The 12,040-nt window shown below is 69.4% G+C and carries 10 protein-coding genes and 1 pseudogene; 7 read left to right on the top strand and 4 right to left on the bottom strand.

The window, feature by feature from the left end:
- The first annotated feature begins 19 nt into the window (after positions 1-19).
- The 4 genes from ACXJ3V_RS12355 (at position 20) to ACXJ3V_RS12340 (ending at position 4,141) form a co-directional block, all read left to right on the top strand.
- On the top strand, positions 20-871 hold the full coding sequence (locus tag ACXJ3V_RS12355) for a phosphogluconate dehydrogenase C-terminal domain-containing protein (RefSeq protein WP_457100724.1): 852 nt from the start codon (positions 20-22) through the stop codon (positions 869-871).
- 9 nt (positions 872-880) lie between these two features.
- Positions 881-1,639, top strand: a complete 759-nt coding sequence (locus ACXJ3V_RS12350; protein WP_457100611.1) for an SDR family NAD(P)-dependent oxidoreductase — start codon at positions 881-883, stop codon at positions 1,637-1,639.
- 16 nt (positions 1,640-1,655) lie between these two features.
- The gene (locus ACXJ3V_RS12345; protein ID WP_457100610.1) at positions 1,656-3,497 is read left to right on the top strand and encodes a hypothetical protein; all 1,842 of its coding nucleotides are present in this window, start codon (positions 1,656-1,658) and stop codon (positions 3,495-3,497) included.
- A 65-nt stretch (positions 3,498-3,562) separates the two neighbouring features.
- The gene (locus tag ACXJ3V_RS12340) at positions 3,563-4,141 is read left to right on the top strand and encodes a hypothetical protein (RefSeq protein WP_457100609.1); all 579 of its coding nucleotides are present in this window, start codon (positions 3,563-3,565) and stop codon (positions 4,139-4,141) included.
- A 15-nt stretch (positions 4,142-4,156) separates the two neighbouring features.
- Here the strand turns inward: ACXJ3V_RS12340 and ACXJ3V_RS12335 are convergent, their stop codons facing one another.
- Positions 4,157-4,972 carry a phytanoyl-CoA dioxygenase family protein gene (locus tag ACXJ3V_RS12335; RefSeq protein ID WP_457100608.1) on the bottom strand — a complete coding sequence of 272 codons (816 nt, stop codon included), beginning with the start codon at positions 4,970-4,972 and terminating at the stop codon, positions 4,157-4,159.
- 71 nt (positions 4,973-5,043) lie between these two features.
- Here ACXJ3V_RS12335 and ACXJ3V_RS12330 point away from each other — a divergent pair, with 71 nt between their 5' ends.
- Entirely contained in the window at positions 5,044-5,868 is an 825-nt protein-coding gene (locus tag ACXJ3V_RS12330; protein WP_457100607.1) for a helix-turn-helix domain-containing protein, read from the top strand.
- Positions 5,869-6,022: 154 nt separating this feature from the next.
- Here ACXJ3V_RS12330 and ACXJ3V_RS12325 read toward each other — a convergent pair whose 3' ends face one another.
- The 3 genes from ACXJ3V_RS12325 to ACXJ3V_RS12315 are packed head-to-tail and all read right to left on the bottom strand — an operon-like array spanning position 6,023 to position 10,126.
- A complete protein-coding gene (locus ACXJ3V_RS12325) occupies positions 6,023-8,452 on the bottom strand; it encodes a glycoside hydrolase family 2 TIM barrel-domain containing protein (RefSeq protein ID WP_457100606.1) in 2,430 nt (809 codons plus the stop codon).
- Positions 8,449-9,393 carry a TolB family protein gene (locus ACXJ3V_RS12320; protein ID WP_457100605.1) on the bottom strand — a complete coding sequence of 315 codons (945 nt, stop codon included), beginning with the start codon at positions 9,391-9,393 and terminating at the stop codon, positions 8,449-8,451. The genes ACXJ3V_RS12325 and ACXJ3V_RS12320 overlap by 4 nt, the downstream gene beginning before the upstream one ends.
- A 46-nt stretch (positions 9,394-9,439) precedes the next feature.
- Entirely contained in the window at positions 9,440-10,126 is a 687-nt protein-coding gene (locus ACXJ3V_RS12315) for a TetR/AcrR family transcriptional regulator (RefSeq protein ID WP_457100604.1), read from the bottom strand.
- Positions 10,127-10,320: 194 nt separating this feature from the next.
- Between ACXJ3V_RS12315 and ACXJ3V_RS12310 the strand changes: the two genes are divergently transcribed.
- Positions 10,321-11,862, top strand: a complete 1,542-nt coding sequence (locus tag ACXJ3V_RS12310) for an ABC transporter substrate-binding protein (RefSeq protein ID WP_457100603.1) — start codon at positions 10,321-10,323, stop codon at positions 11,860-11,862.
- Positions 11,863-11,939: 77 nt separating this feature from the next.
- Positions 11,940-12,040, top strand: a pseudogene (locus tag ACXJ3V_RS12305) (ABC transporter permease); the annotation flags it as partial.

The raw sequence follows: 12,040 nt of genomic DNA, 5'->3' as shown, positions 1-12,040 counted from the left end.
AAGCTCAGGGACCTACCGGATCGCCGTCATCGGCGCGGGCGGAAAGATGGGCATGCGGGTGTCGAACAACCTCGCCAAGACCGCCCATCACGTCAGCTACGTCGAGAACTCCCCCGCGGGCGCGCAGCGCACGATCGACGCGGGGCGGGAGCTGACGGATGCCGCGACCGCCGTCGCCGACGCCGACATCGTCGTCTTCGCCGTCCCCGACCTGGCGCTCGGCCCGGTAACTGCCGAGCTCGTGCCGCAGCTGAAGTCCGGCGCGATCGCGCTCACGCTCGACCCGGCCGCGGCATACGCCGGCCTGCTGACTGACCGCGCCGACGTCATCCGCGCCGTCGCGCACCCCTGCCACCCGTCGATCTTCCTGCAGCGGCAGACGCCTGAGGAGTGGGCCGACACGTTCGGCGGCATCGCGGCGCCACAGGATGCGATCGCCGCGATCGAGTCCGATGACCCCGCCAAGCAGGCGATCGTCGAGGCCACCGTCCGGGCGATCTACGCGCCGATCATCGACGTGCACTGGGTCACGATCAAGCAGCTCGCCCAGCTCGAGCCCACCCTCGTCGAGACTGTCGCGTGCATGATCGGCGCCCTGCTCAATGAGGCGCTCAGCGAGGCGGTCAACACCATGGGCGTCCCCGAGGCGGCGGCGCGCAGCATCCTGTACGGCCACACGCAGGTCGCCCTCGCGAACGGGCTGCGCGGCGACAACCCGTTCAGCGACGCCTGCCTCATCGCGATGGACTACGGTCGCGAGAGCATCATCAAGGACGACTGGAAGAAGATCTTCCGTGACGACGAGCTCGACAAGAACCTCGCCCGCATGCTGCACCTCGAAAAAATCGAGCGCAGTCACATCGAGCGCTAGGAGAACCTGATGAGCCGACTTGCAGGCAAGACCGCCCTGGTCACCGGATCGGGCACCGGCATCGGGTTCGCCGTGGCGGCCCGCTTCGCCGCCGAGGGCGCCAGGGTCATCATCGCCGACCGCAATGCCGAGGCCGCCGCTGCCGCCGTCTCGACGATCGGTCCGACGGCACGCGCCGCGGTGATGGACATCTCCGATGAAGCGTCTGTCGAGGCTGCTTTCGCCGAACTCGCCGCGAGCGGCTGGGCACCCGACGTCGTCGTCGCGAATGCCGGCGTGCAGCTGTTCGGACAGGATGCCGCGGCCGCCGACCTCGACCTCGACGTGTGGAAGCGCACCATCGACATCAACCTCACCGGCACGTTCCTCACCGTCAAGCACGCGGTCCGCTCCATGGTCGCGAAGGGTGGCGGCGGGTCGATCATCCTGACCGGCAGCCCGACCGGCCTGAACGGCGAGGGCCGGGACTTCACCGCCTACAGCGCGTCCAAGGCCGGCATCCACGGCCTGGCCCGCACGGTCGCCGCAGCCTATGCCGATCAGGGCATACGCGTGAACACCGTGGTGCCGGCCTATACCGAGACGTCGCTCGTGTCTACCATCACCTCCGACCCGGAGGCCCGTGCCGCCATCATCGGGCGCATTCCGCTGGGCCGGGCCGGATCGCCGCAGGACGTCGAGGGCATCATGGTGTTCCTCGCCTCGGACGATGGCGCGTTCGCGACCGGCGGCCTGTTCGCGGTCGACGGCGGGATGACGACGCTCTGACGAGCGGCGCAGCAGCATGAGCACGGCCTGGGACTCTTCGCACGCACCGTCGGTGCCGTGGCGGAGCGGACCATGGTCGCTCGAGCTGCGCGACGACGAGCTCGCCGAGGTGCGGTTCGACGGGCGTCGCGTGCTGCGCAGCATCCGTGCCGTCGTCCGCGACCGCGACTGGAACACCGCCGCGTTCACCGTCGAGTCGGTGACGGCCGCCGAGGGGTTTCTCGAGGTGGCCGTGTCGACGGCCGCCTTCGGGGCTGAGGTGCGTGGCACCGTACGCGCAGCCGCGGACGGCGATGGGCTGCAGGTGACGTTCGATGCCATCTCGGCCTCGGACTTCCTGACCAACCGCACCGGCCTGGTCGTGCTGCACCCGTACCAGGTCGCGGGTGCCGAGCTCGCGGTGACGCACTCCGGCGGAGGCGTCGAGCAGACGCGGTTCCCGCGCGAGATCAGCCCGCACCAGCCGGTCTTCGAAATCGCCGCGCTGGAGTGGGCGGACGACGGGGTCGAGGCATCCGTCGCCTTCACCGGCGATGTGTTCGAGATGGAAGACCAGCGCAACTGGACGGATGCCTCGTTCAAGACGTACAGCCGCCCGCTCGCGCTGCCGTTCCCGTACCTGCTGCCCGCCGGCGGTCGGGTGCGCCAGAGCGTCACCCTGCACGCCCGGATGGCCGCGGCTGATCCCCACCCCTCCGTACCCAACAGCGGGGATGAGCACCGACACGCCGACGACGGATGCCCCGACCCGGCGCGTCACGAGTCCCGCCCGCAGCTGAGCACGGCGCCGGAGGCCGCGCCAGCTCGGATCGACCTGCAGGCCGGAGACGGCTTCCCTTCAGTCGGCCTCGGTGCTGCGACGGCGCCGGATCCCGCGCCCGACGCTGCGTCGATCGGCGATTTCGTCCTCGTCGAGCTCGACCTCGCGAGCCCGAACTGGCGCGCGGCCCTCACCCGGGCAGCCGCGAGCGGGAAGCCGCTCGATGTGCGCTTCCTCCTCGACGCCGACCTCCCCTTGGCGCTGGTCGACGCGGTCGCCGCGCTGCGCGGCCTGGAGGTTGTCCGCGTCGCCGCCTTCCAGCAGGCGGGCTACGCCGCGCACGTGTCCGACCGCGAAGCCGTCATCGCGCTGCGCGCGGCGCTGGCCGCGGTCGGCAGCGACGTCGCCGTGGTGGGGGGCGCGCGCTCCCACTTCACGGAGCTCAACCGCGAGCAGCACCGCCTCCCCGAGGATCTCGACGGCATTACCGTCACGGTCACCCCGCTCTTCCATGCCCACGGCTCTGAGCAGCTGATCGAGTCGATCGCGATGCAGCGCCTCGTCGCCGAGCAGACCGTCGAGCTCGCGTCCGGGCACCCCGTGCACGTCGGGCCGATCGCGCTGCGCCCCCGGTTCAACAACGTGGCGACCGGCCCCCAGCCTGGGCCCACCCGCAGCGACCTCGGTGAGGGCTACGGTGCGGAGTTCACCGGATCCGCAGACGCGCGGCAGCAGTCCCCCGAACTCGCCGCCTGGGTCATCGCGAGCGCCGCGGCCCTGGCCATCCCCGGCGTGGGGAGCATCGCCTACTTCGAGGAGTGGGGGGCACGCGGCATCCACTCTCCTTCCGGCAAACCCTTCCCCGTCGCTGCGGCGATCGCACTCCTCGCCGAACTGAGCGCTTGGGGCGCGCGGCGGCTGTGGGGCGACAGCCCGGACGGTCTGGTCTGGGCGATCGGAGCGCAGGATGCCGCGGGCTCGACCGTGCTCGTGGCGAACCTCGACGCCCGGCCGAGGGAGATCGCCGTCGCGGTCGCCGGCCAGACGGCGACGGTGCGGGTCGAGGCCCTCGGATTCGCCCGCGTGGTCATCGGCTAGGGCACTCGTCCGAGCGACCCGCAAGCCCCTGTTCATCGTCCGGTCGTGGGCGGAAACTACGGGGTATGGACGACGCCCGGGTGGGGCGCGGATTCGGGATGTCCGCGGCGGTGGTGTCTCTCGTCCTGATCGGCGCCTTGGTCGGGGGCGTCGCGGTCGTCGCGGTCTACCGGACCGGTGGAGCTGCCCCCGATCCCTTCGCGACGTCCACGCCCAGCGCAGCCGAAGATGCACCGGCCGCCTGCGTCGCCTTCGAAGGGGGCGACCTGGGCATCGCGTCCGGCGGCGAGGCGCTGGCGCTGGCCGCCGAGAGCGCCTCGCTTCCCTCCTTCGTGGCACTCAGCCCGGGAGTGCAGGTGCTGCCCTCGGGCACGACCCCTGGCGCGTACGACCTCATCGCCCGCGTCTGCGGGGGTTCGCTGAGCAGAATCGAGCTGATCGCGGCCGGCACCGCGATCGCTGCGGCGATCTACGCCGACCCGGCGCGCGATCTGCTGTCGGTGCTGGTCGTGGCGCCGTGGACGGCGATCGGCTCCAACGCGATCGCCGCAGACCCGTCCGGAGTCGCCATCAGCACGGATTATCCGGCCCATCGCTGGGACCGTCCGCCCGGCGCGCTGCAGACCGCGTGGGGATCCTCTTAGCCGCGCGCAACAGCGTCAGTGCGGTCCGGCAGGGATCCAGCCCTCGCCACACGCACCGCCGTCGGCGGACTCCTCGATCCGCACCTCGCTGCCGTCGAGGGTGAGGAGCGGGTTGTAGAACCGCGCGATCTCGACGCTGGAGACCGGGACGTAGTGGAAGATCAGCGACCGGCGGAAGCGTTGCGCCGACCGGTTCGGTCCGGAGCCGTGCACCATGCTCCCGTGGAAGAACAGCATGTCGCCCGCGGCGAGCTCGGTCTGCCGTGCGGCCATGCCGTCGGGGAGCTTCACCTCGCCGCTCGTGAACGACACGGTCTCATCCGCCTCGCCGGGGCAGACGATTTCGTAGCGATGCGAGCCCGGCACCACCCGCAGACTGCCGTTCTCCTCGTCGCAGTCGTCGATGGCGAGCCATGCCGCGATGCAGGTCTCGGGATGCGCCTGCAGGAACAGGTTGTCCTGGTGCAGTGCCTGACCGCGAGCGGTGGGCGGCTTGAAGTAGAACATCGACTGCGCCGCGTACACCGGCCCGACCATCTCCACGACCGGACCGACGACCCGCAGGTCCAGCATCCAGCGTCGCGCGAGTCGTCCGATCTCGAGGTCGGTGCGCCGGTGCGGGTGCACGATGCGCGGATACCGCGAGAGCACGTCGTCGACTCCCGTCCCGTCGTCGTGGCCGACCGAACGGTCGCGCTCGATGAGATCCATGAAGACGCCACGGATCTCGGCCACCTCCGCGGGGTTCAGCACCGCGGAGAGCTGCACGACACCCCGCTCCTCGTACTCGTCGCGAAGCGTCCCGGACCGGCTGAGGGTGATATTCGACATGCACGCCACTGTGCCGGGCGGCTGCTTCTGACACCATGGGCTCAGCTGTCATCGATATGGAAGATCGTGCTATGGATGCCGCCACCTCACCTCGTCTCGAATCGCTCCACCCGCAGGTCGACCGGGTGCTCGCCGGGGAGTACTCGGTTTCGGCTGACTACTCCACGTGGCGGGTCTCGGGCACCGACGACTGGCTCCTCATGCACACGATCGCGGGTTCCGGTCGCGTCACGGGATCGTCCGGAACGGTCATCACCACCCCGGGCGATACGGTGCTGCTGCGACCCCACGTGCGCCACGACTACTCGACGGCCACCCACGATTGGACGCTCGTCTTCGCCCATTTCCACCCGCGTGCGGAGTGGCTGCCGCTGCTGGACTGGCCGATCAGGGCGGGCACGATCGGATACGTCCACAGCCCGGACGAGGTGCATCGGCGGATCGCCGCCGAGCTGCGTCGCACCGCGCGCGCCGGCGTGCGACCGCAGCTGCAGTCCAAGCTCTTCGCTGTGAACGCCCTCGAATCGGCGCTGCTGTGGATCGACACCCAGAACCCGCTCCGCGGGCGCACCGACGCCCGCATCCTGCGCGTGATGGAGCACATCGCGTCCCACCTGGAAGGAGATCTCAGCGTGACCGCACTCGCGCGGGTGGCGCACCTGTCGCGCTCACGCCTGACGCACCTGTTCAGCGAGCACCTCGGCGCCAGCCCGCAGCGCTTCGTGGAACGCGAGCGGATGGCCCGCGCCGCCCAGCTGCTGGACTTCTCCGACCTGTCGATCGGCGAGATCGCGCGCGCGGTCGGGTGGGACGACCCGCTCTACTTCTCGCAGCGCTTCCGCGCATTCCATCGGATGAGCCCCACGGCCTATCGCCGGCGCTCCGCGCCGGAGTGAGATCCCGCCGCCCCTCCCCCGCACCGCGTCTTCGACCTGTGCCCACCGGCCCCGAAACCACCGAGTTCGCGCGAGACCACTCAGTTCGACGCGCGGAAGTCGGTGGATTCGCGCGAGGTGAGTGGTTTCGGAGACAGTTGCCAGGCGACCGGGCTCAGGCTCGCGCGTGGAGGCGTAACTCCGCGACCTCGAGCCCGTCGGCCGTCACCGTCACCGTGACCTCGCCCGGTTCGGTCGGCCGCACGATCGCGAGCGCCCGGCCGTCGTAGGTGGTGACGCTCGACCCAGAGAGCGGCTCCTCGGTGCGCGCCAGGCCCGCCGCCAGGCCGGCAAGCACCCCGGGGCCGTCGACGGTCACGGTCACGAGCAGGTCGGCGTCGCTGAACACCGTTCCGGACTCGTCCTCGAGGGTGATCGCCACGTAGTCGAGGCCGTCGAGTTCCGCCGCCTCGGCGCGGGCCGTGAGGCGCGGCGCGCCCGAAGCGGTCCGCACCGCGTGGCGCCCGACCTCCACCCCGGCCCGCCGAGCGACCGCGACGAGCTCGCCGGGGCGGTACTCGGTCTCGAATCTCGCCCGGAAGGCCTTTTCGCCGCCCACCGCCGCCACCCCGAGTGAGATCCTGTCGAGCAGCAGCTCGACCTCATCGGCATCCGCGTACACATCCACCGTCACGGGTGCGCCGGGCGCGGCATCCCACGTCCACGACGAGACCGAGTCGTCCCACGACCAGGGAGTCGTCGCCGTCGGCCGGCCGTGGTGCTGCGGGCGGTGCACGGCGATGTAGGGGTCGGTGCGCAGCCCGAACACGATCTCGCGGTAGTACGAGATCGTGCGGCGGTGGCCGGTGATGTCGATGTCGCCGCACTCAGCGAGCAGGTACGGGTAAGGGCCGGCGGTTCCGGTCGACTCGTAGCCCTCGACATCCGTGTAATCCACGCGGCCGATGCCCGCTTCGCCCAGGTAGTCCCAACCGGTCCAGGTGAAGTCGCCGATGACGTGCGGCAGGCGGGTCACGAGGTCCCACATCACGTCGATCTTCGCCGGGAACGTCTCGGACCCGACGATCACGCGGTGCGGGAAGAGCTCGGCATCGAGGGCGTACCGCGAGTCGGCGTAGTTGAAGCCGACGACGTCGAGCGCGGCGGCCGACTCCTCGGTCGACTCGGTGACGAGCGACGAGGCGTTCATGAGCGCCATCTGCTCGCCCATGTCGGCCATCATCGTGTTCGGGTCGGAGGGATCCTGCGCTGCCGTGGCCTCCGCCATGGCCGCCGCCATCTTGTCGAGGTTGGCGATGATGCCGTTGATTCCGTTCGTGACGAACCGGGTGTCGTCCAGGGCGCGGAGGCCCTCGGCGAGACGGCTGCTCCAGGTCGCCCCAATGGGAGTGGCGAGCTCGAGGATCTCGTTGCCGATCGAGTAGAGCACCACGCTCGGGTGGTTGAAGTCCTTGGCCACGAGGGCCTCGATGTCGTTCTGCCAGCGGTCGGCGAACATCGCCGACCCGTCGAACGACGTCTTGGATCGCGTCCAGATGTCAGTCAGCTCGTCCATTACCAGCACACCGTGGCGGTCGCACGCGTCGAGCATGGCCCGGCTCATCGGGTTGTGGGCGCTCCGCAGCGCGTTGAAGCCCGCGTCCTTGAGCAGCCGCACCCGGCGATCCTCCGCGGCCGCGATCGTCACCGCTCCCAGCGGTCCGTTGTCGTGGTGCACGCACGCGCCCCGCAGCTTGACCACCTCACCGTTGATCCGCAGGCCCTGCTGCGGATCCAGCTGGAGGCGACGGATGCCGAAGGTCGCGGCATCCGCGTCGATCTGCGCCCCGCTCTCGTCGTGGACCACCGCGCTCACCTCGTAAAGCGAAGGGTGGTCCGGGTGCCAGAGCGCAGGGTTCGGGACGACGAGCCGTGCGCGGGCGACGGAGGTGCTGGCGGGCAGCACGGTGAGGGGCGCCGAGCTCACGGTGACCAGAGCACCGTCGGGTCCGGTGATCGACCAGGACACGCGGGTCGTGCGGGTGTGGCGGGTGTCGTTGACGACGCTTGTGGCGACTGCGACGACGGCGCGCTCGGCGTCGATGTCGGGGGTCGTGACGCGCAACCCGTCGAGCGCGATGTGCAGCGGATCGGCGACGAGGAGATGCACCGGGCGATAGATGCCCGCACCGGAATACCACCGGCTGTCCTTGTGCGCCTTGGCCTCCACGGTGATGCGATTGGTCTCGCCGTACCGCAGGAACGGATCGAGCACCGCCGAGAACGAGTTGTAGCCGTTCGGCTCGTGCACCACGAAGTCGCCATTGACGAAGACGCCGGCGTCGCGATACACACCCTCGAACTCGACGAGGATCGTCTTGTCACGCCAGTCCGCCGGCACGTCGAAGAACTTCTCGTACTCGAAGACGCCACCCGGGTAGTACCCGGTGTGCACTCCCTGATCGCTGTCGGCCGATCGGGGCAGGTCGCGGATCGCATCGTGCGGAAGGGTGACAGGCTGCGCCGAGCCCGCGCCGCCGAGCGCCTCGAAGGCGCCGAGCTTGGGGCCGACCGTCCAGTCGTCGTGGAAGGGTGCGCGGATCATGATCGGGTCTCCTTGGTTTCCGCCGATGCGGCGAAGTCGGTGTTGGAATCGGTGCCCAGCGGGTAGTCCACGAACGCGAACCGCCTCCCGTCGGGCGACCAGCTGTTCACGTTGATGGTTCCCTGCCCGCCGAACAGACGGGCGATGACGGAGGCGTCGGCCCATCCCCCGTCCCGCACGAGCCGCAACTCGACCACGTGGTCGGCGGGGTGACCCTCGACGCCGGGCGGGTAGCTGAGGTACACCGCGGCATCCCCGACCGGGGGCAGGTGCGGGAACCAGTTGACCCGCTCGTCGAAGGTCAGCTGCTCGAGCCCGGATCCGTCGGGACGGATGCGGGCGATCTGGGCGTGACCGGCCACCTCGGAGAAGCGCTCCGTGTTGAAGTAGATCCACTCGCCGTCGGGACTGTACTCGGGGCCGTCGTCCGGCCCCGCACCGACGGTGAGCGCCGCGTCACCGGCACCGTCGACTCCGACGGTGCGCACGTGCGCGCCCGTCCCCCATTTCTCGGCGTCGGGCTCCAGCGCAACGTAGGCGAGTTTCGCGCCGTCGGGGCTCACTCCGTGGAGGAAGTGCATGCGGGTGCCGTCGGGCGTGATCCGCTGCGCCTGACCGCCCTCGAGCGGCGCGGCGTAGAGCTGCCAGTCGTTCGCGGACAGATAGATCGTCTCTCCGTCGGGTGCGAGCACATGGTCGTTGTTCAGCTCGGGCACGCCGTGCAGCGCGATCAGCTCGGGTGCACCGCCGCCGACCGGGACGCGCCACAGCACTCCGTCCCCGTTGACGATGAGCTGATCGTCGTGTGTCCAGTTCGGCGCCTCGAAGAGCGCCGAATCGCTGACATGCACGGTCTGGGTCTCACCGGTGGCGATGTCGAAGGTGCGGATGCGGCATCCCTGCCCGTCGGCGAGCGTGCGGGCATGAGAACGGGGAAGCATCTGCGCTCCTGGGTCTGTGGGGGGCTTGCGGGGCTGCGCGGCAGGTCTAGGCGACTTCTTCGCCCGGTACGAAGTCGTCGACCTCGTGGTCGGGCTCGTCGTCATCCTCGGACTCGAAGCCGCTGACGAAGCCGCGGAAGAACTCCTCGAGGGCGGCGGCCATGTCCACGACGCTGCGATCGAGCAGCCATTGCACTTGAAGGCCGTCCATGAACGCGAGGGTCGCGACCGCAGCGCGCATCGGATCGGCTCCGGGGGCCAGCCGGCCGTCGTCGGCGAGGCGCCCGAACATCGCCGACGCCGCCTCGCGTGTGAACGCGTAGCGGCGCACGAAGTAGTCGTGGGCCGGGTGCTGCGGCGAGGTCGCCTCGGCCGAGAGCGTCGTGTAGAGCTCGACCACGCCGGGTACCGACGCGTTGTAGCGCGCGAGACGCACCAGGCCGCGCAGCCCGACCGAGCCGTCCGGGTCCGTGAAGTCGACGAACTCCAGGGACTGCTCGTCGCGCCGGTCGAGCACCGCGGCGAGAAGGTCGCTCTTGTTCTTGAAGTGGTGCAGGAGCCCCGCCTCGCTCATCCCGACTCGGGTGGCGATGTCTTTGAGAGAGCCCGAGCGGTAGCCCGACTCGGCGAAGACTTCGAGGGCGGCGTCGAGGATCGCAGCTCGCTTCGCGCCGGTCTTCGCGTACTCCCCACGCGGCTTGCGCGCCTTGGGGTCGGTCTCGGTGCCCGTCATCGTCATCACCCTATCTGTCGCCCGAACCGTCGATGGATCGGGCGTGGAGCCCATTGTGGGCCCCTTTCCGACAAAAACCTAGCGGTTACTAGTTTTTTATCCCAAAAACCTAGTAACCGCTCGGCTTTGGTGCTAGCGTCTCGATCCAGAGGCAGTCCGCAGTGGTACCGCCCCCGAATCAAGAGGACTCGAAGATGATCCGATGGAAGAAAGCCGCAGCAGCAGCGGCCATCGCCGTCACCGCCGCATTCGCCATCACGGCATGCGCGGGCGGAGGCGGAAGCGAAGGCGGCGAAGGCACGGACGGGGGCGGCACTCTCACGCTCGGTGCGATCCTCGCACCCACGACGTTCGACCCCGCGGGCTCGGAGTGGGGCAACCGCGCCCCGTTCTACCAGGCGGTCTACGACACCCTTCTCCTCGCCACCCCCGAGGGGACTATCGAGCCCTGGCTCGCGACCGAGTGGTCGTACAACGACGACAACACGGTCCTGACGATCACCCTCCGCGACGACGTCACGTTCAGCGATGGATCCGACCTCGACTCGGCGGACGTCGTGGCCACCATGCAGCGCTCCAAGGACGGCAGCGGCCCCGACAAGGGCTACTTCAACAACGTCGCCACGATCGAGGCACCCGACGCCACGACGGTCGTCCTCACACTCAGCGCACCCGACCCGGCACTCCTGAGCTACCTCACCCGCACCGCCGGGCTCGTCGCGAGCTCAGAATCGCTCGAGAGCGCCGACCTGCCCACGACCCCCGTGGGCTCCGGCCCGTATGTGCTCGACACGTCGGCCACCGTCACCGGCACGAGCTACGCGTACACGAAGAACGCCGACTACTGGAACCCGGACGCGCAGCATTACGACGAGGTCGTCATCAACGTCCTGGGCGACGTGACCGCCGCTCTCAACGCCATCAAGGCGGGAGAGGCGAACGGCGTCAAGCTCGCCAACAACGACAACCTCGCCGAGGTCGAGGGGGCCGGCTGGACCATCAACGCGAACGAGCTCGACTTCCAAGGCGTCCTGCTGCTGGATCGCGCCGGCACTCAGCAGCCTGAGCTCGCCGACGTCAAGGTGCGGCAGGCGATCAACTATGCGTTCGACCGCGAAGGCCTGCTCACCGCGATCGGCGCCGGCAAGGGCACGGCGACGACGCAGGTCTTCAACGCCTCGAGCGACGCATTCGACCCCGCGCTCGACGAGTTCTACACGTACGACCCCGAGAAGGCGAAGGAGCTCCTTGCAGAGGCCGGCTACCCTGACGGCTTCACGCTCAGCATGCCGTCGGTGACGGCATTCGGCACGGCGGCCCCCACGCTCGTCCAGCAGCAGCTGGCCGACGTCGGCATCACGGTGAATTACACCGAGGTCCCGCTGAGCAACTTCATCGCCGACCTGCTGGCCCCGAAGTACCCGGCGTCGTTCATGGCCCTGGAGCAGAACCCGGACTGGCAGCTGGTCCAGTTCATGATCGCCCCGCAGGCCGTCTTCAACCCGTTCCACTACGAGGACCCCAAGGTCAACGAGTACATCCAGGAGATGCAGTTCGGCGACGAGGCGGCGCAGGACTCAGCGGCCAAGGAGCTCAACGCGTACATCGTCGAGCAGGCCTGGTTCGCCCCGTTCTTCCGGGTGCAGGGCAGCGTCGCGACGGACGCGAACACGTCAGTCGAGATGCTTCCGACGAACGCCTACCCGGCCATCTACGACTTCGTCCCGAAGTCCTAGACAGGCCACTCCGGCCCGCCCGACACCTGATCGGGCGGGCCGGACCCCTCTCACTTCCCTGAGATTTGGAGCGCAGCATGCTCACCTTCATCATCAGACGCGTCCTCGCCGGCGTCGTCCTCCTGTTCGTCATCTCCGCCCTCTCGTTCGGCCTGCTGTATCTGGACAGCGCCAACAT

The organism is Microbacterium sp. P5_E9 (genome assembly GCF_054049175.1).
The sequence above is the reverse complement of the archived record's forward strand: the minus strand, read 5'-3'. Positions and strand labels throughout refer to the sequence as shown.

Excerpts from the sequence above, each read along its gene's own strand:
- ACXJ3V_RS12350 (WP_457100611.1), top strand. The coding sequence starts at position 881 with ATGAGCCGACTTGCAGGCAAGACCGCCCTGGTCACCGGATCGGGCACC.
- ACXJ3V_RS12345 (WP_457100610.1), top strand. The coding sequence starts at position 1,656 with ATGAGCACGGCCTGGGACTCTTCGCACGCACCGTCGGTGCCGTGGCGG.
- ACXJ3V_RS12340 (WP_457100609.1), top strand. The coding sequence starts at position 3,563 with ATGGACGACGCCCGGGTGGGGCGCGGATTCGGGATGTCCGCGGCGGTG.
- ACXJ3V_RS12335 (WP_457100608.1), bottom strand. The coding sequence starts at position 4,972 with ATGTCGAATATCACCCTCAGCCGGTCCGGGACGCTTCGCGACGAGTAC.
- ACXJ3V_RS12330 (WP_457100607.1), top strand. The coding sequence starts at position 5,044 with ATGGATGCCGCCACCTCACCTCGTCTCGAATCGCTCCACCCGCAGGTC.
- ACXJ3V_RS12325 (WP_457100606.1), bottom strand. The coding sequence starts at position 8,452 with ATGATCCGCGCACCCTTCCACGACGACTGGACGGTCGGCCCCAAGCTC.
- ACXJ3V_RS12320 (WP_457100605.1), bottom strand. The coding sequence starts at position 9,393 with ATGCTTCCCCGTTCTCATGCCCGCACGCTCGCCGACGGGCAGGGATGC.
- ACXJ3V_RS12315 (WP_457100604.1), bottom strand. The coding sequence starts at position 10,126 with ATGACGGGCACCGAGACCGACCCCAAGGCGCGCAAGCCGCGTGGGGAG.
- ACXJ3V_RS12310 (WP_457100603.1), top strand. The coding sequence starts at position 10,321 with ATGATCCGATGGAAGAAAGCCGCAGCAGCAGCGGCCATCGCCGTCACC.